Raw genomic sequence first — 22984 nt, forward strand, 5'->3', positions numbered from 1 at the left:
AGGAAGTCCGGATGTTCCGAAGATCGCTGAACTGCGCCGTGCTGCCCGTCGTCGCCGCCCTCACGGTGATGTACGGCGGCTCGCCGGCCCAGGCCGAGGAGATACCCAAGGCCCCCGGCCACCGTCTCGTCACCCACTACGACGGCGCCCCCGCGGCCGCCGCCCCACTGCCCGGCGAGGCGCCGCCGCAGCACCCCTTCCTCGCACCCAACGGTCGCAGCGGCATGCACTCCGACGCGGCGGGCAGCGCCACCTCCCCCTGGTCGGGGCCGCTCGGCAAGAACCCGAAGGTGACCAGCGAGAAGATCGCCGCACTCGGCGGCGAGTGCGCGACCGCGACCTTCGACTCGGCCGGCCGGCTCGTCACGGTGTGCGGCACCTTCTCCGGCTTCAAGGTCAAGCTCCTGGAGCCCCGTACGCTCGCCACGCTCGCGGAACACCAGCTCCCGCAGCGCTCCTCGACGGTCGAGGCGATCACCTCGCTCGACTTCGCGAAGATCTTCAAGGACACCTCGGGCGGCGCCTACTTCTACCTGGACGACCAGGACCGTGCCGTGCTGGCCGACTCCCGCCAGCACATCCTGCGCCTGGCCCACTCCCAGAACCCCGACGGAAGTTGGAAGTTCACGGTCGACGACGACTGGGACCTCACCGGGCAGGTCCCGCACGACTGCGTGACCTGGACCAACCTGTGGCCCAGCGGTACCTGTGACCCCGTCACCTCGGTGATGCCCGACTGGAACGGCCGCATCTGGTGGGTCACCCGCCAGGGCCGGGTCGGCACGGTGGATCCGGCGACCTCGCAGATCCGCTCGGTCCAGCTGCGGGGCGAGGAGATCCAGAACTCCTTCTCGGTCGCCGAGGACGGTGTCTCCATCGTCTCCGACCACGCGCTCTACAGCTTCCGTGCCGCTGCCGACGGCACCCCCGAGATCCAGTGGCGCCAGACGTACGACCGGGGAACGGCGTCCAAGCCCGGTTCGGTCAACCAAGGTTCGGGCACCACCCCGGACCTCTTCGGTCAGGGCTACGTCGCCATCACCGACAATGCCGACGACCGGATGAACGTCCTGGTCTACAAGCGGGGCGTGGACGTACCCGCCGACCGGCGGCTGGTCTGCAAGGTGCCGGTGTTCGGCTCCGGCGCCTCGACCACCGACAACTCCCTGATCACCTGGGGCAACAGCATCGTCGTCGAGAACAACTACGGCTACGAGACCCCCACCACCCTGCTGCTGGGCAAGTCCGTCGTGGGCGGAGCGGCCCGCATCGACGTCCGCGCCGACGGCAGCGGCTGCGACACGGTCTGGGAGAGCGCGATCCGCGCTCCCTCCGTGGTCCCGAAGCTGTCCACCGCGAACGGGCTGCTCTACTTCTACGAGAAGGAGCCGAACGCCTGGGGCATCGACGCCTGGTACCTCACGGCCGTGGACTTCCGCACGGGCGAGCGCCGCTGGCGGCAGCTGACCGGCACCGGTCCGCTCTACGACAACAACTGGGCCCCGATCACCCTCGGCCCCGACGGCACCGCGTACGTCGGTGTCTTCAACGGCATCGTCGCGGTCCGCGACAACTGACGGACGAGCCGCCCGCCGCCGGACACCCCTGGCAGCGGGCGGCTCGATCACAGAATCAGCGCCGCGCTCGGAGGCACGCTGGTCGGGCACACGGCCGCTGGCGCCTCACGTTGGCGCTGGTCGTGGCGCTGATCGATGCCCGTGTTCAGCGGGCTGTTCCCGGTACCGGCCGGGACCTCGTCAGAGTGCCGCCCGGCGGCGCCATTCCTCGGCGAGCAGCCGGTAGGAGTTCACCCGGTCCGCGTGCCCGTGCGTGATCGTGGTGATCAGCAGTTCGTCCGCGCCGGTCGCCACCTGGAGCCGCTCCAGGTGATCGGCGACGGTGCGCGCGGAGCCGACGAACCGGGTCTCCAGACGGTCGGCGACCAGCAGCCGGTCCGCATCGGTCCACGGCAGGGCCCGTGCCTCGGCCGGGGTGGGATAGGAGATGGCCCCCTCGGCCGTCCGGATGCTGCGTACCCAGGCCCCGTACCCGGTGGCCAGTTCGTGCGCCGTCTCCTCGTCCTCGGCCACCACCACGTCGGCGGACACCGTCAGGTACGGCCGGTCCAGCTCGGCCGACGGCTTGAAGGCGGCCCGGTACCCCGCGGCCGCGTCCAGCACCGCCGCCGGACTGACGTGGTAGTTGGCCGCGAACCGGAGCCCGTTGCGACCCGCCGTCTCCGCGCTCACCCCGCCGCTGCTGCCCAGGATCCACACCTCTACGTCGGCCCCCTCGCCGGGGACGGCATGCGCCTCCACCCCCTCCGGCGAGCGGTACTCGCCCCGCAGCAGCGCGAGCACGTCGTCGACCTGCTCGCCGTACTCCTGCGGCTCGGCCCCCGGCAGGTTCAGCAGCTTCTGCTGGAGGGCCACCCGCGGATGGCCCAGCAGATGGGCGAAGGAGAACGGGTCGGGGATCCGCAGCCCGTTCGGGGCGTACCCGTCCACGACCGGGGGGACCGGCGCCGGCCCGCCCGGACCGTCGGACGGCCGGGGCCGGCCCGCCGAGCGGCCCAGCCCCAGGTCGATGCGCCCGGGATGCAGCGCGTCGATCAGGCCGAACTCCTCGACGGTCGACAGCGCGGTGCGGTGCCCGAGCTGCACCGCGCCCGAGCCGAGCCGGATGGTCGAGGTCGCGGAGGCGGTCAGCGCGAGCAGGACCGCCGGCGAGGTCCCGGCGACCCCGGGATTGAGGTGGTGCTCGGCGAACCAGTAGCGGGCGTAGCCGAACTCCTCGGCCCGCCGGGCGAGATCGATGCTGCGGTGCAGGGCTTCGGCGGCGGTGGAACCGGAGGAGACGGGGACGAGGTCGAGGACCCCGAGGGGGATGCCGGGCATGGCCGGACTCCTTAAAGATCGGGGAAGCAGGGGTCGGGTATTGCGCGGCGCAGGGCCGGCGCGATGTCCGACTGGAAGAGTTCGAGCGAGGCGCGGTGGTCCGCCTCGGCCAGCCCGCCCGCCTCGGCCTGCAGGTGCAGGGCCGTGTGGCCGAAGGCCTCGTGGTAGCGGTGCACCTTCTCGATCACCTGCTGGGGGCTGCCGATCAGCGCCGAGCTCCGCTCGACGAAGTCCTCCAGGGTCGGGAAGACGGGGGCCGCGCCCAGCTGTTCGTGGAAGGCGAGGTAGCGCGCGAACGCCGGCCGGTACGCCGCGACCGCCTGCTGCGAGGTGCGGGCCGCGTGGTAGCCGGCCGTGCCCGCGCCGACCACGGCCCGCGCCGGATCGTGCCCGTAGTGCTCCCAACGCTCCCGGTAGTGGCGGATCAGCTCCGCGTACGGACCGATCGGGTGGGTGACGTTCGCCGAGAACAGCGGGTCGCCGTAACGGGCTGCGAGATCGACCGACTCCCGGCTCGTGGCACTGCCGTGCCAGACCCGCAGGGCCCGTTGGAACGGCCGCGGCAGCACCTCCGCACCGCTCAGCGCGGGCCGGAAGCGCGGCTGCGCGCTCACCTCGTCCTCCCGCCAGATCCGGCGGAACAGCTCGTAGCCCTCGGCGTTGCGTTCCCACTGGTCCTCGGGGGACACCTGGAACAGATCGCGCTGCGCCGTGCCGTTGCCCTTGCCGATCATCAGCTCCAGGCGCCCGTCGCTGAGGTGGTCGAGCGTCGCGTAGTCCTCGTACGCCCGCACCGGGTCGAGCAGGCTCAAGGTGGTGACGGCGGTGAACAGCCGGATCCGGCGGGTCAGCGCGGCGATGTGGCTGAGCACCACGGGCGGCGAGGAGGACAGGAACGGCCGCTCGTGGCGCTCGCCCACGCCGAAGCCGTCGAAGCCGAGCTCCTCCGCCAGCAGGGCGGCGGCGACCACCTCGCGGAACCGCTCCCGGGTGGGCTTCAGCCGACCCGTCGCCGGGTCGGGAGAGTCCGTGATCAAGGTGATGGCGAGGAACTTCACGAGGCCGGGTCCGGGGCTGGAGCTGGAACCGGCGCCGGGGTCGCGAGGCCGAGGTGGTCGCGCAGGGTGGTGCCCTCGTACTCGGTGCGGAAGACCCCCCGCTCCTGGAGCAGCGGTACGACCGAGTCCGCGAAGCCGTCCAGACCGCCCGGGGTGATGTGGGGGACGAGGATGAAACCGTCGGCGGCGTCCGCCTGCACCAGCGTGTTGATCGACTCGGCGATCGTGGCGGCCGATCCGACGAAGGTCTGGTCGGCGGTGGTCCTGATGACCAGCTCGCGGATCGACAGGCTCTTGGCCCGGGCCAGCTCGCGCCACTGCCGGGCGGTGGCGAGCGGATCGCGGAACTGCCGTACGCTCGCCCGCCCGAGGGCGATGGTGTTCTCCCCGACCAGGGGGTCGACTTCGGGCAGCGGGCCGTCCGGGTCGTAGGCGGACAGGTCCCGGTTCCACACGTGCTCCAGGTACTTGATCGCGGTCTGCCCGCTGACCTGGAGGCGGCGCACCTCGTGCGCGAGTTCCCGTGCCTGCGCGTCGGTGTCCCCGAGGACGAAGGTGGCCGCGGGCAGGATCTTCAACTGGTCGTGGGTACGGCCGTGCCCCGCCAGCCGGCCCTTGACGTCCGCGTAGAACTCCCGCCCCGCGTCGAGGGTTCCGTACCGGCCGAAGATCGCGTCGGCACCGGCTGCGGCGAACTCCCGGCCCTCCTCGGAGTCCCCCGCCTGGAAGATCACCGGCCGGCCCTGCGGGCTGCGCGGCACGTTGAAGTGGCCCTCGATGTCGAAGTGCCGGCTCCGATGGGCGAAGGCACCTGCCCGCGCGTCGCGCAGGAAGGTGCCGGAACCCGCGTCGGCGGCGATCTCGGAGCCGTTCCACGAGTCGAACAGCACGTTGGCGGTGGCCAGGAACTCCTGGGCGCGGGAGTAGCGGTCCTCACGCGGCAGGAACCCGCCGCGCCGGAAGTTCTCGCCGGTGAAGGAGTCCCAGGAGGTGACCACGTTCCAGGCGGCCCGGCCCTGCGACAGGTGGTCGAGCGTCGCGAACTGGCGGGCCACCTCGTAGGGCTCGTTGAACGTGGAGTTGATGGTGCCGGTCAGGCCCAGGCGCTCGGTCACCGCGGCCAGGGCGGCGAGCACCGTAAAGGTGTCGGGCCGGCCCACCACGTCCAAGTCGTATATCTCACCGCCCTGTTCGCGCAGCCGAAGCCCCTCCGCGAGGAAGAGGAAGTCGAACTTGGCGCGCTCGGCCGTCTGCGCGAAGTGGATGAACGAGTCGAAGTCGATGTGGCTGCCGGCCGCCGGGTCGCTCCACACCGTGGTGTTGTTGACGCCCGGGAAGTGGGCCGCGAGATGGATCTGCTTGAGCGGCTTGCTGCTCATGGTGGGTCCTTCCGGAGGGTCCGGGTCGGGCGGCGGGTCGGGCCGTGATCAGGCTGCGGGCCGCGCGTAACGGTTGGCCGGGCGGTCCAGCCCGAGCAGGCCGCGCAGGGTGTCCGCCTCGTACTCCTGGCGGAAGGCACCGCGCCGCTGCAGTTCCGGCACCAGCCCCCGGGTGAGGGCGGGCAGGTCGTGGGCGATCACCCCCGGCCGCAGCAAGAAGCCCGACAGGCCTGCCGCACGCCGTTCCAGGAGCAGGTCCGCCAACTGCCCGGGGCTCCCGGTGAAGACCGCGCCGTCACGGGCGTACGGGACGCCCGCGAGCGCGTCGAGACGTTCCAGGCGTGCGGCGGCCGCCGGAGCGTCCGCGTCGAGGAACACCGTGAGGTCCCCGAAGAGGTGCAGCGGGTCCGCCGCGAGCCCGGTCGCCTCCCGGGCCCGCCGGATCGCCGCCACGGCCGCCCGCGTACCGTCGCCGTCGCGCGCGGCCACGTACCCGACCTCTGCGGACCGGGCGATGAGCGCGTACGAGGCCTCGCCGTCGCCGGCCGCGCTGACGACGGGCTGCCCCTGCGGCGGGCGCGGGGTGATCGAAGGCCCCCTGACGCTGAAGTGACGGCCCTCGAAGTCGATGTGGTGCAGCTTCTCGCGGTCGACGAACCGGCCCGTGGCCACGTCCCGGATCTCCGCGTCGTCCTCCCAGCTGTCCCACAGCCGCCGGATCACCTCGACGTGGTCGGCGGCCTCCGCGTACAGCTCCCCGTCCGCGAACGGAGCGGTCCGCCGCCCGAAGTGCCGTGCCTCGTGGTCGAGCTCGGACACCTGGATCCGCAGGCCGGCCCGTCCCCGGCTCACGTGGTCGAGCGTGGCGATCGCCTTGGAGATGTGGAAGGGCTCGGTGTGGGTCGCCGTCACGGCCGGGACCAGCCCGATGTGCCGGGTCAAGGGTGCGACCCGGGCCGCGGTGAGCACCGCGTCCAGTCGCCCGCGGACCCGGTCCGTGCGCCCGTCGGGTCCGGTGGGCGAGGAGGACTGGAGGGCGAGGCCGTCCTCGAAGGTGATGAAGTCGAGCAGCCCGGTCTCGGCCTCGGCGGCGAGGCCGGCCCAGTAGCGGGCGGTGAAGAGCTCGGCGGGCCGGGCACCCGGCTCGCGCCAGGCGGCCGGGTGCCGGCCCGCGCCGTCGAGGGCGACGGCGAGGTGCAGGGGCGCCGGGGACGATGAGGAAACGGACACGGAGAATTGCGCCTTCCTGCTCGGCGTACGGGAAAGGGAAGCCGATGCGGGATCATGCAATTGGGCGGCCCGTCATCAATTTCTTTCGAAAACGCTACGCCCGATAGCGGTGCCATACAATGACCGCAATATTAAGAGAATTTGGCGGTGGTGTTGCCCGGGGCCCGGACGGCCAGGAAGAAGGGCCGGCGGCGCAGGGTGAAGCCGATCGACTCGTAGAGCCGGATCGCACGCGTGTTGCTCGCCGCGGTGTGCAGGAACGGGACTTCGCCGCGTTCCCGGATGCCCGCGGCAACGGCTCGCACCAGCTTCGTCGCCAGGCCCTGGCCGCGGTGGTCGGGATGGGTGCACACCGCGCTGATCTCGGTCCAGCCGGGCGGACGCAGCCGCTCCCCGGCCATGGCGACCAGCCGGCCCTGCCGGCGGATGCCGAGGTAGGTGCCCAGCTCGACGGTGCGGGGCAGGAAGGGCCCGGGCTCGGTCAGCCGGATCAGTTCGAGGACCTCCGGCACGTCGGCGGCGCCCAACCGGACCGCCTCCGGGGCCGGCTCGGCGCGCAGCGAGGCGTCGACGAGCTGGACGCCCTGGATCCGCCCGACGGTCTCCCACGCGTCGGGCGGGGTCAGCACCCCGGCGAGCGAGGCGACCTCGCCGTCGCCGACCAGCGCGCGCAGGTCGGCCCAGGAACGCGGGTCGCCCGGGTCGGCGAGGGCGGCGAAGGGCGAGACGTCCGGGGAGTAGCGGGCGGCGCGGGAACCGCCGCCCGCCGGGTACTCGGCGAAGGCGGTGTGCGCGCCGGACAGGGCGGCCCAGGCCGGGTTGTCCAGCACGTGGGGGGACAGCGAGGTGTGCGCGGGGGTGCTCATGAGTTGCTCAGGGGCAGACCGGGCGGGTTGACCGTCGAGGTCTTGACGGCCTCGTTGGACAGGTTCCAGGCCGCCAGCAGCTTCTCGTACTGGCCGTTCTCGATCAGGTGGTTGATGGCAGCCGCCACCGGCTCGGCCAGCCCGCTGTCCTTCTTGGCGGTCGCCGCGATCAGGCCCTGCAAGGACTCGCCGGCGCCGGAGAAGGCCCCCGCGTTGCGCGTGGGGGCGTTGCTGCTCGCGGTCTGGGTGACGTGGTAGGCGACGGAGGGGTTCGGGGCGAAGTTGACGTCGATCTTCTTGCCGCCCAGGGCCAGGTAGGTGCTGTTGGTGTCGGGGAAGTACTTGACGGTGAGGTCCTTGCCCTCGGCCTGCAGCTTCTTCTGCCACTCCAGGAGGATCTTCTCCTGGTTGGTGCCCGAGCCGACGGCGACCGTCCGGCCCGCGAGGTTGCGGTAGTCGCCGTTGAAGTTCCAGGGGCTGTCCTTCAGCACCTCGAAGGCCAGGTTGTCCTGCCGGTACGAGGCGAACTCGTACTTCTTCTTGCGTTCCTCGGTGACCGTGACGTTGGTGAAGGCCACGTCGACCTTGCCGCTGTCGATGCCGACGAAGAGGTTCTCCCAGGTGGAATTCTTCACGACCGGCTTGAGCCCGAGGGCGGCGGCCACCAGCCGGCCCAGGTCGGGCTCCGCCCCAGTGAGCGTCTTCTGGTCGGTGCCGACGTAGGCCAGCGGTGGGAAGCCGGCGGGGAGCGCGCCGACGCCGACGACCAGCTCGCCCCGTTCGCGGACGGCCTCGGGCAGCCGCGCGCGCAGCGACTCGACGACGGGTACGGACAGTTCGGTCGGTCGGGCGGCGCCGTTGGACTCCGCGCCGACGGTGACCTGGCCGGAGGCCGTCGCCGGCGCAGTGGCCTCGGCGTCACCGCACGCGGTGAGTCCGCCGGCGAGGGTCACGGCGGCCGTCGCGGCGCCGAGGCCGCGCAGGAGTCTGACGCGCAGGGTGGGCTCGTGGTGCATGGCGTTCCTTTGTGGGAGTGGGAAGAGCGGAGGAGGCAGGCAGGAGGAAGGGAGGAGGAAGAGGCGGGCGAGGCGGAGACGGAGCCGGAGCGGGGTCACAGGACCTTGCTCAGGAACTCCCGGGTGCGCGGGTGGGCGGGCCGGTCCAGGACCTGCTCGGGCGGACCCTGTTCGACGACGCGCCCGTCGTGGAGGAAGACCACCTCGTCGGCCACCTCGCGGGCGAAGCCGATCTCGTGCGTGACGATCACCAGCGTGGTGCCCCCGGTGGCCAGCTCCTTGATCACGGACAGCACCTCGCCCACGAGCTCCGGATCCAGCGCGGACGTGGGCTCGTCGAAGAGGATGACCCCCGGCCGCAGCGCGAGGGCTCGGGCGATGGCCACCCGCTGTTGCTGCCCGCCGGAGAGCTGGCGCGGGTGGGCGCCGGTCCGGTCCCCGAGCCCGACGCGGTCCAGCAGTTCCCGCGCCAGGTCCTCGGCCTCCTCGCGGGGGAGCAGCCCGGTGGCGACCGGAGCCGCGGCGACGTTGTCCAGCACGGTGAGGTGCGGGAAGAGGTTGAAGTTCTGGAAGACGAAGCCGATCCGGCTGCGCTGGGCGAGGATCGCCCGCTCGCTCAGCTCCTTCAGCCGCCCTCCGTGCCGCCGGACGCCGATCGGCTCGCCGTCCACGCTGACGTACCCGGCCTCGGGCTTCTCCAGGTGGTTGATGACCCGCAGCAGGGTGGACTTCCCCGAGCCGGAGCGCCCCAGGACGACCGTGACCGTGCCCGGCGGGACCGCCAGGTTCACCCCGGCCAGGACCGGCCGGCCCGCGAACCCCTTGTGCACGTCGTGGACCTCGATCGCGGCGGGCTGCGCGGCGAGAGCATCGGTCGTGGTCGTGGTCGTAGTCGTGGATGTGTTCGTGGTCATCGAGCGGTCTCCTTCTGGAAGCGGACCCGCAGCTCGCGCACGGCCGCCCGGACCCGCTGCGCCGGTGTGGGTGGCAGCGTGCGCAGCGCACCGCGCGCGTAGTGCCGCTCGACGTAGAACTGGACGACCGAGATCAGGCTGGTGAGGACCACGTACCAGGCGGTCGCCACCAGCAACAGCGGCACCACGTCGCCCGAGTAGGTGCCGGCCAGGTTCTGCACCGCGCCGAACAGGTCGAGCAGGGACACGTAGAAGACCAGCGAGGTGGCCTTGACCAGCCCGATCAGCAGGTTGACGTACGAGGGGACGGTCGCCCGCAGCGCCTGCGGCAGGACGATCCGGGTGAACCGGTAACGCCCGGGCAGCCCCAGTGCGGCCGCCGCCTCGTGCTGGCCCTGGTCGACGGAGAGCAGGCCCGCCCGTACCACCTCGGCCGCGTACGCGGCTTCGGCCAGGCTCAGGCCCACGACCGCGATGACCATGTCGGGGGCCGGCCGGGACTCGTCGAAGGTGAGGAAGGCCGGCCCGAACGGCACCCCGATGCTCAGGGTGGGGTAGAGCGCCCCGAGGTTGTAGAGGAAGAGCAGGACGACGATCAGCGGCACGGAACGCAGCAACCAGACGTACGTCCAGCTCACCGACCGCAGCACCGGGTTGGCGGAGAGCCTGGCGAGGGCGAGCAGAACACCGCCGGCCAGGCCCAGCACCGCGCTGTACGCGGCCACCTGGAGGGTGATGAGCAGCCCCTCGAGGATGACGGGCCGCAGGAACCAGTAGGCGAAGCGGTCCCATTGGTAGAAGGGGTTGGTGAGCAGCCCGTGCACGGCCTGGGAGGCGAGCACCAGCACGACGCCGGTCGCGAGCCACCGCCCGGGCCGGCGGAGCGGGCGGACCCGCTCGGCCGGCGCGGGCCGGCCGGAAGGGCCGGTGGGCGCGGCGAGGACAAGGGATTCGGTCACGGACACTCCAGCAGCTTCGCCACATCGAAGAATCGAAAAAGCAGCCGTCATGCCGGAAAGAAGAGGCCGCTGATGTCGTTATCTGCGGCGTAAGCTAGGCAGCCCGGAGAAGGGCTGTCAACGTTCCTGATCGGTATCCGGATAAGCGTGCGGCAATTTAATCGGCCGTACATGAAACGCCTTCCGGCGAAATGATTCGGGGCGTGCGGGGCGTGCGGGGGTGCCTCACAGCCACGGGATCTGCTCCGCGGCGTACCGGTAGGCGCGGAAGACCGAGTTCTGGGCGCCGGCCGAGGACTCCAGGCCCACGCCCTCCCCGAAGGACCGGAACTGCGGGATCACGAACTCCCACACGACCTCCCCGCCGGGGGTCACCTCGAAGAGCCGTCCGAAGGAGCCTTCCGCGATGAAGGTGTTGCCGTTCGGCAGACGCTGGGCGCTGGACATGTACGGGCTGAAGAAGTTCTGCGGCGGGTTGTCCTCGTACGCCCACACCTCCTCGCCGGTGGTCGGGTCGAGCTCCAGCACCCGCGAGTACGGCACCGAAGTGGCGTCGCGGTAGGTGCCGTTGTCGAAGACCAGGAGGGTGCCGCCGGGCAGTTCGTGCGGATGGTGCTGCTGGGCCAGCACGTCCGGGCCGATGCGCCAGCGCACGGACCCGTCGGCTCGGTCCACCGACACGGTGGTGGACGCGCTGCGGAAGCCCACCACGATCGAGCCGTCCGCGCTCTCGTTGACGGTGTTGGCCATCGGCCAGTGGTTGCGGGCGAAGTGCGGGTTCAACGGCACCTCCTGCGGGTCCAGGTGCTCGATGGCGGCCCAGCGCCACACGATCTCCCCGTCCCAGGTCAGCTCGTACACCACGTCTGCGTAGATCACCCCGCCGGGCGCCTCGGATCCGGGAACGCCGCCCCGGATCCGAGCCGCGTCGGCCGGGTCCAGCGGCTCGACGGCCCCGATGATCAGGTTGCCGTTGCGCAGGAGCGAGGCGTCGTGGTGGTGGAAGGGGTGCCGCACTTCACGGATCACCGTCGAGTCGGGGGCCAGCTCCTGGAAGATGCCGCCGTGGTAGACGTCCCAGATGGGGAAGAGGGTCGGGCCGCTCGTGTCCTTGGCCGCGTAGAAGAGGTTCCCGTTAGGCAGGATCTGCGCCTGACGGCCGGGCGGGTGCGGGGAGTGCCAGGTGTGGACCGGCCGGCCCTCGATGTCGACGAGGTGGATCTCGCCGGCGCTGGTGATCGGGGCGTAGAGGGTGAGGCCGCCGTAGCTGCGCTCGGGGTCGTGGGCGATCAGGCCGACGCCGCGGCGGCGCAGGGTGTTCTGGTCGACGGTCATGGGGTCTCTCCCGGGTACGTGTGCGCTTGCGTGCGCGTGTGCGGGTGGGTGGTTCAGCGGACGGTGACGGCGGTCGGGTCGACGGCCGTCAGGGGGCCGGTGTTCAGGTATGCCAGCAGTGCGGCGCGGTCGGCGGCGCCGGGCAGGTTCTGGGCGGCCTTGGCCCAGGCGGCCTCCTCCTCCAGTTGCGCCAGTAGCTCGGGGGAGAGGGTGGCGCCGTACGTGTAGCGCGGCTGGAACGTGTTGACGTAGGCGGCCTGGAGGACGCCCTTGGACTGGGCGAGCACGGCCTTGCGCGCACCCGCCGGGTCGGCGCCGAGCTCCCGCTGGGCGCGCAGCAGCGTGCGCAGGACCGCGGTGGTGCTCTCCTCGCTCGCGGAGGGCCCGGCGACGAGGAGGGTCCTGGCCGTGTACCCGGTGAAGGGGAGTTCGGCGTAGGAGCCGCCCAGGGCGGTGCGCGCGGCGTCGTAGAAGCTGGGGAAGGTGACGCCGGCGTCGATGTCGCCGCGGGCCAGGGCCGAAGTGACCTGGTTCGGGGCGAGGTTGACCACGGTGACGTCCGCCGCGGTCAGTTGCGCCGAGGCGAGCATCCGCGACAGCGCGTACTCGACGTTCGTGCCCTGGGGGACCCCGACCTTGCGGCCCTTCAGCGCGGCGAAGGCGGTGATCTGCCGGTCGGTCCGGGTGAGCAGGCGCCAGTCGGAGAACCGGGACAGGTCGGCGACGACCCGCAGCTCCCGCCCGCCCAGCGCGGCCGTCACGGCGGGCAGATCGCCGACGACGCCGAGCTGGGCCTGGCCGCCGAGCACGGCGTTCAGTGCGTCCCGGCCGGTGGGCTGGGTGGTGACGGTGGCCTCGATGCCCTCGGCCGACCAGAGGTCGCCCTCTTCGGCCACGTGGACGGGGGCGCCGCCGAGGTGGTCGCTCGCGGCGACGGTGACGGCCGGCCGGTCGCCGTCCGCCGGGTCCGACGGGGAACCGGCGCAGGCCGTGGCGAACGGGGAGAGCAGGGCGGCCAGCAGTGCGGCGGCCACCGCACGGGGTCTGAGCATGGTGAGCGGTCCTTCCGGGGACGTGAACGGGATCATTCGGAGCCGAGGTGGCGGGCGATGAGGGAGCGCAGGTCGGGATCGGGCGGCCCCGCCGGCACGGCGTGGTCGGCGAGCACCCGCCCGGGACTCCCACCGAGGACGATCACGCGCCCGGCGAGCGCCAGCGCCTCGTCGATGTCGTGCGTGACGAACAGGACGGTGGTGCCGCGGCGTTGCCACAGCTCCCGCAGCAGGGTCTGCATCCGGGTCCGGGTCAGCGCGTCCAGCGCTCCGAACGGCTCGTCCATCAACAGCACTTCGGGTTCGGCGGCCAGCGCGCGGGCCAGCGCCACCCGTTGCTGCATCCCGCCCGACAGCTGGGCCGGGTACTTCTGCGCGCCGTCCGCGAGCCCCACCTCGGCCAGCGCCGCCAGCGCGCGCCGGCGGCGCTCCGCGCGGGGCAGCCCGAGGCGCCCCAGGGCGAACTCGACGTTGCCGCGTGCCGTGCGCCACGGGAACAGCGCGTAGTGCTGGAACACCACGCCCCGTTCCGGGCCGGGCCCGCGCACCGGCTCCGCGCCCGCGGTGACCTGCCCGGAGGTCGGCCGTACGAAGCCGGCCACCGTGTTGAGGACCGTGGACTTGCCGCAGCCGCTGGGCCCGAGCAGCGCCGTGAACGAGCCCGCCGCGAACTCCAGGTCGGTGTGCTCCAGCACCGGCGCGCCGGCCCCGTATCCCGCCGAGAGCCCCTCCAGCCGTACCGCGAGGCTCATGACGCGCTCCAGTGCACGAACCGGCGGCCCACGGAGGCCAGTACGAGGTCGACGGCCACTCCGAGCAGCCCGAGCACGAGCAGCCCCGCGAACATCCGGTCCACCCGCAGGAACTGGCCGTCCACCTGGAGCCGGTACGCCAGCCCGCTGTCCGCGCCGCCCAGTTCGGCCGCCACCAGCGCGAGCAGGGCCACCGAGGCCCCGTAGCGCAACGCCGCGAGCAGGGCGGGAGCGGCGGCCGGCAGCAGCACCTCGGTGAACCGCCGGTGCAGCGGGGCGCCCAGCGACCGGGCCGCCCGCAGATGGGAGACCGGTACCCGGGACACCCCGTCGTGGACGTACAGCCAGACGGCGAGCAGGACGGCGTACGCGATGAGCAGGCGCTTGGCGCTCTCTCCGATGCCGAACCAGGCGGTCGCGAGCGGGACCAGCGCGATGGCCGGGATCGGCCGCAGGAAGGAGATCACCGGGGTGACGGCGGCGGAGACCTTCGGCAGGTAGCCGGTGGTGAAGCCGAGCGCGCTGCCGACGACGGAGCCCAGGGCGAAGCCCTGTCCGGCCCGGGCCAGACTGGCGCCGAGGTCGGCGGCCAGGGTGCCGTTGCGGGCGCTGTCCGCCAGGGCGGCCGCGGTCGCGCCGGGCGTGGGCAGCAGCCCCGGGGCGACCCCGCCGGAGCGGGCGAGGAGGTACCACAGGGCGAGTACGACGCCGGCCGCGCCCAGGGCCGGGCCGAGCCCGGCGAGGCCCCGGCCGGGGGGTGAGGGGGTGGCGTGCACGGGGCGGCTCCTCGTTCGTTGCGACGCGTTCGTTCCGGCGCGTCCGTGGCGACGTTCGTTCGAACGTGTTGATAAGTGAGGTCAATAATTGACCACGCTTATGACGGGAGTGTTGCGGCCGTGCGAAACCTCCCGCGGCCCTCCGGCGCGCCAGATCCAATGAGGTACGTTCACCTGCGTGTCTCGCCCAGAACCCACGCCCGAAGCGATCGAGGTCGGACGGGTGATCCGCGGCTGCCGCAAGCAGCGCGGCGTCTCCATGGCCGTACTCGCCACCCGCTCAGGCCTCTCCCAGCCCTTCCTCAGCCAGCTGGAACGCGGACTCGCCACGCCCAGCCTCAGCTCGATCTACCGGATCGCCGAGGCCCTGGACGTCACCCCGGGCACCTTTCTGCGGCCGCCCGCCCGGCCCGGCGCCGTCAGTCACGAGAGCGACCCCCAGGTGATCCGCGTGAGCGAGGCCGCCGGACAGATCGCCCAGGTCCTCATCCCCGGCGGGCGCAGCACCCTCATGGAGGCCTACGAGCACCACTTCGAGCCCGGCCGGGGCGAGCGCGGCTGGTTCGAGCACCCGGGCGAGGACTTCCTCTACGTCCTGGAGGGCGAGATCGTCCTCGAAGTCGAGGGCGAGGACCCGTTGACCCTGCGCGCGGGCCAGAGCGCCCACCACCGGGGCGAAGTCCCGCACCGCTGCCGCCTGTCGGGCCCGGCCGCGGCACGCACCCTGCTCGTCATCGCGAACGCCTGAGCCCGAGGGCCGGACCCCCGTCCCGCCCCGCGGGCCCAGACGTCCGCAGCCTGTCGACCGCCGCCAGCCGCGCCCCGACGTCCAGGTCCCACAGCCGCACGGTGCCGTCCGTACTGCTGCTGGCCACCGTCCGTCCGTCGGGAGCGAACACGACGCCCCACACCGCGTTCGCGTGGCCGGACAGCGCGGCCACCGTCCGGCGCCCGGCCACGTCCCACAACCGCACCGTGCGGTCGTTGCCGCTGCTCGCGAGCGTGCGGCCGTCGGGGGAGAAGGCGAGCCCCCGCGCTGAGCCGGTGTGCCCGGCCAGTTCGGCCTCGAAGCGGTGGCGCCGCGCGTCCCACAGCCGTACGGTCCCGTCGTTGCCGCTGCTCGCCAGCGTCCGCCCGTCCGGGCTGAAGGCCACTCCGCGCACCGCGCCCCGGTGGCCGGTGAGGACGCTGAGCGGGCGGCGCTCCGCCACGTCCCACAGACGGACCGCCAGATCGTCCCCGGCGCTCGCCAGGGTGCGCCCGTCGGGGCTGAACGCCACGTCGTTGGCGAAGTCCGTATGACCGGTGAGGACGGCGAGCGGGCGGCGCCCCGCCACGTCCCACAGCCGAACGGTGCCGTCGGAACAGGCCGAGGCCAGGGTCCGCCCGTCCGGGGAGAAGGCCACCGCGAACACGGTCCCGCCCCCGCCGTCGAGCACGGCGGACCGGCCGCGGGCCGCGGTGTCCCAGAGCCGGATCGTGCCGTCGGAGCCGGCCGAGGCCAGGGTCCGCCCGTCGGGAGCGAAGGCCACCGAGAACACCGTCTCGCCGTGCCCCGCGAACGTGGCCAGGACCCGGCGCCCCGCGACGTCCCACAGCCGCACCGCGTGATCGGCCTCCGCGGTGGCCAGCCGCTTCCCGTCCGGGCTGTACGCCGCGTGCCAGATCTCCGTGAACGGCCGCGAGGTCAACACCGCGCCCCGCAGGTCCCACAGCACCACCGACTGGTCGAACCCGGCGGTGGCCAGCACCGCACCGGCCCGGTCCACGGCCACCCCGAGGACGTAGTCGGTGTGGCCCGCGAGCGTGGCCGTGGCCCGGCCCCCGGCCACGTCCCACAGCCGGGTCGTACCGTCGCCGCCCGCGCTGACGACCGTCGTCCCGTCCGGGGTGTAGGCGACACCGTTGACGTCGTCGCTGTGCCCGGTCAGCGTGGCGGTCGTCCGGCGCCCGGCCACGTCCCACAGCCGTACCGTGCGGTCGACTCCGCCCGTCGCGACCGTACGGCCGTCCGGAGCGAAGGCCACGCCCAGCACCTCGTCGGTGTGCCCGGTGAGGACGGCCTGCGGACCCGGCTCCACCGGATCCCACAGCCGTACGGTCCGGTCGACGCCGGCCGACACCAGCGTCCGGCCGTCGGCGGCGTACGCCAGGGCGTTCACCCGCCCCGTGTGGCCGGTGAGGGACGCGAGGGCGTGGTGCTCCCCGGCTGCGTCCCACAGCCCGATCGTCCCGTCGGCCCCGGCGACGGCCAGGCTCCGCCCGTCCGGCGCGAAGGCAACGGCCCGGGCGCCCGTCGTACTCGCCGGGAGCGGCGCCCCCGCGCCGCGGCCCGCCGTGTCCCAGAGCCGCGCAGGCCCGTCCGTCGACGTCGCCGCGAGCATCGAGCCGTCGGGGCTGAAGGCCACCGCGCGCACCCGCCCGGGCAGGGTGAAGGTCGCGATCGTCCGGCGGTCGGCCACCCGCCGCAGCATCACCCTCCCGTCGGAACCGGCCGTCGCCAGCATGCCGTTGCCCGGTCCGAAGGCCACCGCGTTGACCGGCCCGCCGTGCCCGCCCAAGCGTGCGGTGAACGGCTGGGACTGGGTGCTCAGCAGCGCCCCGCGGGCCTCGCTCGTCGCCGAGGTCCGGTACGCCCGAGCGGCGAGCAGCATCGAGGCCTCGGGCCGGCCCGCGGCCAGCGCCGCGGACTGCAGGGCGAGCGCCCGCGAACGGGCGACGCGCTCCTGGCCGAGCGCGCCCGCGCGCTGCTGGTACGCGAGTCCGCCCGCGCCCACGGCGAGGACCAGCAGGACCACGAGCGTGGCCAGCGTCCACTGCCGCAGCCGCACCTGCCGTCCGGCCTGCTGCTCACGGCCGTCCTGCGCGTCCTGGCTCGCCCGCAGGAAGGCGGCCTCCAGCGGGCCGAGCCGGCTCCTGCCGTCGTGCTCGTCGGCCCAGGCCCGGGCGCTCTCCAAGCGGGTCCCGCGGTGCAGCGCCGACGGATCGCGGCCCTCGCGCTCCCATTCGGCGGCGGCGTGGGCCAGTTGCTGGTGGACCAGGAGCCCGGCCCGGTCGGCGCGGATCCAGCCGCGCAGCCGCGGCCAGGCGTGCAGCAGGGCCTCGTGGGTGATCTCGACGGTGTCGCGGTCCATGGTGATCAGGCGGGCCCGGACGAAGGCGTCGAGCGCGGCCGAGGCCGGGCCCGCCTCGGCCAGCTGTTCCATCAGGGCGGTCCGGCTCATCCGGCGTCGCGTGGCACCCGTACCGTCGGCGACGTGCACCAGCCGCACCAGGACCCGGCGGAGCGTGTTCTGCTCGGCCGGGTACAGGCGGGTGAACACCTCCTCGGCGGTGCGGGCGATCGCCCCCTGGATACCGCCGGTGCGCTCGTACCCGTCGACGGTCAAGGTGGCGCCCTCGCGCTGGCGCCAGGTGGCCAGCAGGGCGTGCGAGACCAGGGGGAGCACCCCGGAGGGGGTCCGGTCGGGCTGGTCGTCGCGCAGTCCGGCATCGCGCATCAGCAGCGGGAACAGACCCGGTTCGAGGACGAGGCCGGCGAGGTCCGCCGGGCGGGTGATCGATTCCCGCAGCTCCGCCAGGGACATCGGGGGCAGGACGAACAGCCCCCGGGTGAAGACCGGGGCCAGCTCCGGCAGGTCCAGGCAGTTCCCGGAGAAGTCGGCCCGTACGCCGAGCACCACGACGGCGGGGCCCGGGTCGCCGCGGTGCTCGGCGTCCGGTTCGCGGCGGGCGGCCGCCAGCGCGCACAGCACCCGGACGAACGCGCGCCGCTCGTCCTCGTCGGAGCACAGCGTGAACAGCTCCTCGAACTGGTCGACGAGCAGTACCGGACGCGGGGGCGGAGGCGTCCGGTCCGGGCCGTCCGCCGGGGGACCGCCCGAGTGCCGGCGGACGGCTTCGAGCAGCGCGTGCGGCCGGTCCCGGACCTCGCCCACGGTGACGCCGTGATCGGCTCCGAGGGCCTTCGCGGCGCAGTCCAGCAGTTCCGCCAGCGGGTGCGCGGTCGGAGTGAACCGCAGCACCGGCCAGGTGTCGGAGCCCGGCATCGGGAAGCCGCCCCCGCGCAGCGCCGGCACGAAACCGGCGTTCAGCAGGGAGGACTTGCCCGCGCCCGACGGGGCGAGCAGCATCAAAGGCCCGTCGCCGATCCGTTCGAAGACCCGCTCGATCAGTTCGGCCGTCGCCCGCGCCCGTCCGAAGAACCAGGGGGCCTCCCGCGCGGTGAAGGCCGGCAGGCCCCGGTAGGGGCATTCGCCGTCGGCTTGCGCACCGGCTCGCGCACCGGTGTCGCCCAGCCCGTCGCCGTCGCCGCCGCCGTTGCCGTCGGCTCCGCGCGGCCCTTCCCGGACCATCCGCACCAGTTCACCTCCGGCCCGCAGTACGTCGTCGCAGCGTCGCGCGACGTCGACGGTGACGCGCTTCGAGCCGGTCTCGATCTTGCTCAGATAGCCCTTGCTGTAGTGCGTCTGCCGGGCGAGGTCCGCGAGGGACAGGCCGCGTTGCACCCGCAGACGTCTCAGCTGCGCGGGAAAGGGCATCGCGGCGTCGTCGGACTCGCGCTGGCCATCGGTCTTCCGCCGGTGGTCCGGATCCCCCAAGACATCCCCCATGGCAGTGCGCGCCCAGGCAGCGGTACGGGAGCGCCCAGGCTACAGCGGGGGTGGGGCGGACGGCCGCCTCTTCCAACCGGTATGACCAGCACACGAGCGTGCGGAGCCGCCTGGCGGGAGGCCCCGTACGCCGCCCCGGAAGGGGCGTCACTACGGGTTGAGCCGGACCGAGTTGACGGGCGTGAGGTCGGCGTAGACACCGGTCTTGGAAGCGATGGCGCTGCCGCAGCCCGAGCCTCCGGTACCCGTGCACAGCTGTGCGGTCGCACCGCCGTACTGGTTGTTGAGCACCCAGTGGTTCCCGAACTGATTGCTCAGCTTGTGCACCCCGTAGGTGTAGAAGACGTGCGTCGGCTTGACGGCGGGGTTCTGGTTCTGAGGGTAGATGCAGACCGCCCCGTCCGGGCAGCCCGCCCACGCGTCTGCCGGCTTGGCCTCGACCGTCCCGCTGAGCGCGATCACGGCGACGACGGAGGTGGCGAGCGCGGCGGCGCCGCGGAACATCTTGCGCATGACTTCCCCTTGTGGTGCGTGCTTCGTGCTGACGGCTCCAGCCTCCCCCCGGCCCGTACCGGGGTCGACGGGTTGCCCGTTGCCCATCGCGGCAGCGCCCGGGAAACCCCCTGCCACCAGCCCGAACACGGGACAGGAAGGCAACGCCCGGTGGGGCGGCGTAAGACTTTCGTCATCGGTGCGGGCATGGCGCACGGCGCCCCGACCACGTTGAATTCGACAGAGACGGACGAGGCGAGGAAGAGGGAACGGCAGTGACACGGACAGGGCGGCGCGGACGGTTGTGGGGCGGAGCATCGATCGCGGCGGCGGTGGTGGTGGCAGTGGCGCTGTACTGGCTGCAGCCGTGGAAGCTGTGGCAGGACGAGACCGTCCGCGAGGCGCTCCCGGCCGCCGCCGCGCCGTCGGGTCCGGGCGCGCCCGCAGCCGTACCGGGTGCCCCGGTCGCCCCGGTGACCGTCGCCCGCGGGACGCTCATCAGCCACGAGCACGCCACCACCGGCGCGGTGGAGCTCATCCGGCTCCCCGACGGGTCCCACACCCTGCGGCTGGCGAACCTCGACACCAGCAACGGCCCGGACCTGCGGGTGTGGCTGGCCGACGCCCCGGTGAAGGAGGGCGTGGCGGGCTGGCGCGTCTTCGACGACGGCAAGCACGTGAGCCTCGGCAAGCTCAAGGGCAACAAGGGGGACCAGAACTATCCGGTGCCCGCCGACGTGAACGTCGCCGAGTTCACCAGCGTCACCATCTGGTGCGACCGCTTCGACGTCTCCTTCGGAGCGGCGAGCCTCACCGCCGTGTGACCCGCCGCCGGGGCCGTCCGGGCCGGGCGACACGCCGTGGGGCCGGAGCTGATCGGGCGTCACCCCGTTCGGCCGTCTCCCGGAGTACGACTATCCACTCCTCCGGACGGCAAAATGCGGCCGTTTGCCCACGGGATGTATCCATCCGCTCATGCGGTGTGGCAATAGGTCGTAATCGCCCATAACTTCAGAATCGTGACGAACCGACAAATCAAGTCCCTCACGTGCATCGCAGTCGTCATGGCCGCAGGTCTCGGCGTGCTCGCGCCGTCCGCCGCCGCCGAAGCCGGACGCAGAGTGCACCCGGGCGACTCGATCCAGGACGCGGTGAACTACGCCAGGCCGGGCGACATCATCACCGTGATGCCCGGCACCTACTACGAGAACGTGCTGATCACCAAGCGGCTGACCCTGCGCGGGTTCGGCGCCCGGACGGTGATCAAGCCGCCGGTCACGGCTGTCGCGCCGGCCATGCCGGTCGCGCCCGTGGCGCCGCCGGCCCCCGGCGCGTCGGCGGCGCCGGTGGCACCCGGAGCGGCCAAGGCGCCGACCGCGGCGACGGCGCCGTCCGGCCGGGCGCTCGCCTGCTCGCAGGCCGACACCGGAATCTGCGTCATGGGGACGGCGGAGCAGCCCGTCGTCGGCGTGGACATCCGGTCGCTGACCGTCTCGGGCTTCAAGCGCAACGGCATCTGGGCCTCCTACACCGACCGGCTGAGCGTCCAGCGGGTGATCTCCGAGAAGAACGGCACCTGGGGCATCGCCCAAGAGCGGTCCACCCGCGGGCTCTTCCGCGACAACACCGCACGCGACAACGTCGAGTCGGGCCTCTTCATCGCCAACACCGTCGATCGGGAGGGCGGCGCCACCGACACCCTGGGCGCCGTGATCCGCAGGAACACGCTGACCGGCAACCGGATCGGCGTGACCGTCCGGCGCGTGCGGAACCTCTCCGTCTACGGCAACACCCTCACCGGCAACTGCGGCGGCATCTTCGTCGTCGGCGACGAGGGCATCCCCGGCGCCGGGGACATGACCATCCGCAACAACCGGATCCACGAGAACAACAAGTTCTGCAAGGGCAACACCCGCCTCCCCGACATCCAGGGCGTCGGCATCGTCCTCACCGGCGCCGAGCAGACGGTCGTGCGTTCGAACGACATCCGCGGCAACGTCGGAGCCTCCCCGCTGTCGGGCGGAATCCTGCTGTTCAAGAGCTTCGTGGGCGCGACGAACACCGACAACGTCATCCGGGACAACGTGGTGCGGGACAACAAGCCGGCGGACCTGGCCAACCAGGGGACCGGCACGGGCAACCGGTTCGTCAACAACCGGTGCGCATCCTCCGTGCCGGCCGGGATGTGCTGACGCGTGACCCCCCTGATCAGCAGAATCGAGACCTCATGACCACGGTAAGTCCCACCCCGACACCGATCCCGTCGCCCCAGCACACCCCCCAGCCGGCCATGCGCCTGCGCGAGCTCGTCTTCGGAGCGGCCTGCGCCGCCGCCGTACGGGCCGCCGCCCGCCTCGCGGTGGCCGACGCCCTCGGGGAGGAGCCCGCCACCGCCGCCGAACTCGCCACCACGGTCGGCTCCGAGCCGCTGCCCCTGCAACGGCTGCTCCGCGCCCTGTCCTGCTACGGGATCTTCGCGGAGACGGAGGACGGGCAGTTCGTCCACACCGAGATGTCGCGACTGCTGCGCGAGGACGACCCGCACAGCCTGCGCTACATCGCCCTGTGGTGCACGGAGCCCTGGACCTGGCAGGCCTGGCCGCGGCTCGACGACGCCGTCCGGTCCGGCGGCAGCGTCTTCCAGGAGCTCTACGGCAAGGGGTTCTTCGACTACCTGCACCAGGACGCGCACGAGTCGGCCCACGTGTTCAACCGGGCCATGACCACCTCCAGCATGCAGTCTGCGCTGGACGTCGCGGAGCTCCTCGACCTCACCGGGATCTCGGTCGTCGCGGACATCGGCGGCGGCCAGGGACACGTACTGGCGAGCCTGCTGGAGAAGCACCCGACGGTGCGGGGCGTCCTGCTCGACCTGCCGGGCGTGGCGGCGAAGGCGGATCCGCGGCTGCGGGAGGACGGTCCGCTCGCCGCACGGGCCGACATCGTCCCCGGGGACTGCCGTGAGGCCATCCCGGTCGACGCCGACATGTACATCATCAAGAACATCCTCGAGTGGGACGACGAGAGCACCCGCAGGACCCTGCGCAACGTCGTCGAGGCGGCCCGCCCCGGCTCCCGGGTCGTCATCATCGAGAACCTGGTCGACGACACCCCGTCGATGAAGTTCACCACGGCCATGGACCTGCTGCTGCTGCTCAACGTCGGCGGTGCGAAGCACACCAAGGCCAGCCTCACCGCCCGCATGGAGGACGCCGGACTGGTGATCGGCGAGATCCGGCCGGTCAACGCCTACCTGCACGCGTTCGAGTGCACCGTGCCCGGGTGACGCCGGCCGGCATAGGACCGTACGCCTCGAGACCGGCACGGAGCCGGTCTCGAGGGCGTCCCGGTCACCCGGGTGTCGGGCGGTGCCCGGGCGTCGGCGTCAGGCCGCCAGGGCGCTGTTGACGAGGTCGAGGAACTCGCGCGGCGACTTGCACCGGTCCGCATCGGCGGGCAGCGGCCGGCTGTGCCGGTTCTCCAGCTCACCGACGATGCCGAGGAGTCCCAGGGAGTCGAGCCCCCACTCGTCGAAGCCCGAGTCGGGGCGGCTCGCCATGTCCGCGGGGTCGACGGTGACGCCGGCACCCTTCTTCATCAGGGCGGCCAGTTCTTCCATGGTCAGTCGAGCGGTCATGACGGACA

General features: G+C 72.7%; 20 protein-coding genes. 5 read left to right on the forward strand and 15 right to left on the reverse strand.

Features of this window, described 5'->3' with window-relative positions; all coding sequences use genetic code 11:
• Positions 1-11: 11 nt before the first annotated feature.
• On the forward strand, positions 12-1577 hold the full coding sequence (locus OG386_RS35995) for a hypothetical protein (RefSeq protein WP_328791551.1): 1566 nt from the start codon (positions 12-14) through the stop codon (positions 1575-1577).
• A gap of 180 nt (positions 1578-1757) precedes the next feature.
• On the opposite strand, the gene OG386_RS36000 is transcribed toward OG386_RS35995, so the two are convergent.
• From OG386_RS36000 to OG386_RS36055, 12 genes are all read right to left on the reverse strand, one after another.
• Positions 1758-2897: an LLM class flavin-dependent oxidoreductase gene (locus OG386_RS36000; RefSeq protein ID WP_328791552.1), complete on the reverse strand. Its 1140-nt coding sequence runs from the start codon at positions 2895-2897 to the stop codon at positions 1758-1760.
• An 11-nt stretch (positions 2898-2908) separates the two neighbouring features.
• A complete protein-coding gene (locus OG386_RS36005; protein ID WP_328791553.1) occupies positions 2909-3955 on the reverse strand; it encodes an LLM class flavin-dependent oxidoreductase in 1047 nt (348 codons plus the stop codon).
• A complete protein-coding gene (locus tag OG386_RS36010; protein WP_328791554.1) occupies positions 3952-5334 on the reverse strand; it encodes an NtaA/DmoA family FMN-dependent monooxygenase in 1383 nt (460 codons plus the stop codon). Before OG386_RS36010 ends, OG386_RS36005 begins: the two co-directional genes overlap by 4 nt.
• Before the next feature lie 48 nt (positions 5335-5382).
• Positions 5383-6564: an LLM class flavin-dependent oxidoreductase gene (locus OG386_RS36015; RefSeq protein WP_328791555.1), complete on the reverse strand. Its 1182-nt coding sequence runs from the start codon at positions 6562-6564 to the stop codon at positions 5383-5385.
• A 131-nt stretch (positions 6565-6695) separates the two neighbouring features.
• Complete coding sequence (locus tag OG386_RS36020) at positions 6696-7430, reverse strand: GNAT family N-acetyltransferase (RefSeq protein WP_328791556.1); 735 nt, start codon at positions 7428-7430, stop codon at positions 6696-6698.
• Positions 7427-8446, reverse strand: coding sequence for an ABC transporter substrate-binding protein (locus OG386_RS36025; protein ID WP_328791557.1), 1020 nt, complete (start codon positions 8444-8446; stop codon positions 7427-7429). Before OG386_RS36025 ends, OG386_RS36020 begins: the two co-directional genes overlap by 4 nt.
• Before the next feature lie 95 nt (positions 8447-8541).
• Positions 8542-9360 (reverse strand): amino acid ABC transporter ATP-binding protein, encoded by an 819-nt coding sequence (locus tag OG386_RS36030; RefSeq protein ID WP_328791558.1) that lies wholly within the window; start codon positions 9358-9360, stop codon positions 8542-8544.
• Positions 9357-10370 (reverse strand): amino acid ABC transporter permease, encoded by a 1014-nt coding sequence (locus OG386_RS36035; protein WP_443053250.1) that lies wholly within the window; start codon positions 10368-10370, stop codon positions 9357-9359. The genes OG386_RS36030 and OG386_RS36035 overlap by 4 nt, the downstream gene beginning before the upstream one ends.
• A gap of 174 nt (positions 10371-10544) precedes the next feature.
• The gene (locus tag OG386_RS36040; RefSeq protein ID WP_328791560.1) at positions 10545-11654 is read right to left on the reverse strand and encodes an aryl-sulfate sulfotransferase; all 1110 of its coding nucleotides are present in this window, start codon (positions 11652-11654) and stop codon (positions 10545-10547) included.
• Between the two features lie 53 nt (positions 11655-11707).
• Positions 11708-12706 (reverse strand): ABC transporter substrate-binding protein, encoded by a 999-nt coding sequence (locus OG386_RS36045; RefSeq protein WP_328791561.1) that lies wholly within the window; start codon positions 12704-12706, stop codon positions 11708-11710.
• Positions 12707-12738: 32 nt separating this feature from the next.
• Entirely contained in the window at positions 12739-13458 is a 720-nt protein-coding gene (locus tag OG386_RS36050) for an ABC transporter ATP-binding protein (protein ID WP_328791562.1), read from the reverse strand.
• Positions 13455-14234 (reverse strand): ABC transporter permease, encoded by a 780-nt coding sequence (locus tag OG386_RS36055; protein ID WP_328791563.1) that lies wholly within the window; start codon positions 14232-14234, stop codon positions 13455-13457. The genes OG386_RS36050 and OG386_RS36055 overlap by 4 nt, the downstream gene beginning before the upstream one ends.
• Positions 14235-14412: 178 nt before the next feature.
• Between OG386_RS36055 and OG386_RS36060 the strand changes: the two genes are divergently transcribed.
• Positions 14413-14982 carry a helix-turn-helix domain-containing protein gene (locus tag OG386_RS36060; RefSeq protein ID WP_328791564.1) on the forward strand — a complete coding sequence of 190 codons (570 nt, stop codon included), beginning with the start codon at positions 14413-14415 and terminating at the stop codon, positions 14980-14982.
• Here the strand turns inward: OG386_RS36060 and OG386_RS36065 are convergent.
• Both OG386_RS36065 and OG386_RS36070 read right to left on the reverse strand, forming a co-directional pair.
• The gene (locus OG386_RS36065; RefSeq protein ID WP_328791565.1) at positions 14966-18847 is read right to left on the reverse strand and encodes an nSTAND1 domain-containing NTPase; all 3882 of its coding nucleotides are present in this window, start codon (positions 18845-18847) and stop codon (positions 14966-14968) included. The genes OG386_RS36060 and OG386_RS36065 overlap by 17 nt on opposite strands.
• 150 nt (positions 18848-18997) lie before the next feature.
• Positions 18998-19360 (reverse strand): hypothetical protein, encoded by a 363-nt coding sequence (locus OG386_RS36070; RefSeq protein WP_328791566.1) that lies wholly within the window; start codon positions 19358-19360, stop codon positions 18998-19000.
• Between the two features lie 254 nt (positions 19361-19614).
• Between OG386_RS36070 and OG386_RS36075 the strand changes: the two genes are divergently transcribed.
• From OG386_RS36075 to OG386_RS36085, 3 genes are all read left to right on the forward strand, one after another.
• Positions 19615-20163, forward strand: a complete 549-nt coding sequence (locus tag OG386_RS36075) for a DM13 domain-containing protein (protein WP_384840678.1) — start codon at positions 19615-19617, stop codon at positions 20161-20163.
• A gap of 240 nt (positions 20164-20403) precedes the next feature.
• Positions 20404-21531 carry a right-handed parallel beta-helix repeat-containing protein gene (locus OG386_RS36080; protein ID WP_443053327.1) on the forward strand — a complete coding sequence of 376 codons (1128 nt, stop codon included), beginning with the start codon at positions 20404-20406 and terminating at the stop codon, positions 21529-21531.
• A 35-nt stretch (positions 21532-21566) separates the two neighbouring features.
• Positions 21567-22625, forward strand: a complete 1059-nt coding sequence (locus OG386_RS36085; RefSeq protein WP_328791568.1) for a methyltransferase — start codon at positions 21567-21569, stop codon at positions 22623-22625.
• A 99-nt stretch (positions 22626-22724) separates the two neighbouring features.
• Here OG386_RS36085 and OG386_RS36090 read toward each other — a convergent pair whose 3' ends face one another.
• Positions 22725-22976, reverse strand: a complete 252-nt coding sequence (locus OG386_RS36090; RefSeq protein ID WP_030011473.1) for an acyl carrier protein — start codon at positions 22974-22976, stop codon at positions 22725-22727.
• Positions 22977-22984 lie beyond the last annotated feature (8 nt).

It is taken from the genome of Streptomyces sp. NBC_00273 (genome assembly GCF_036178145.1).
In the GTDB taxonomy this organism is placed as follows: domain Bacteria; phylum Actinomycetota; class Actinomycetes; order Streptomycetales; family Streptomycetaceae; genus Streptomyces.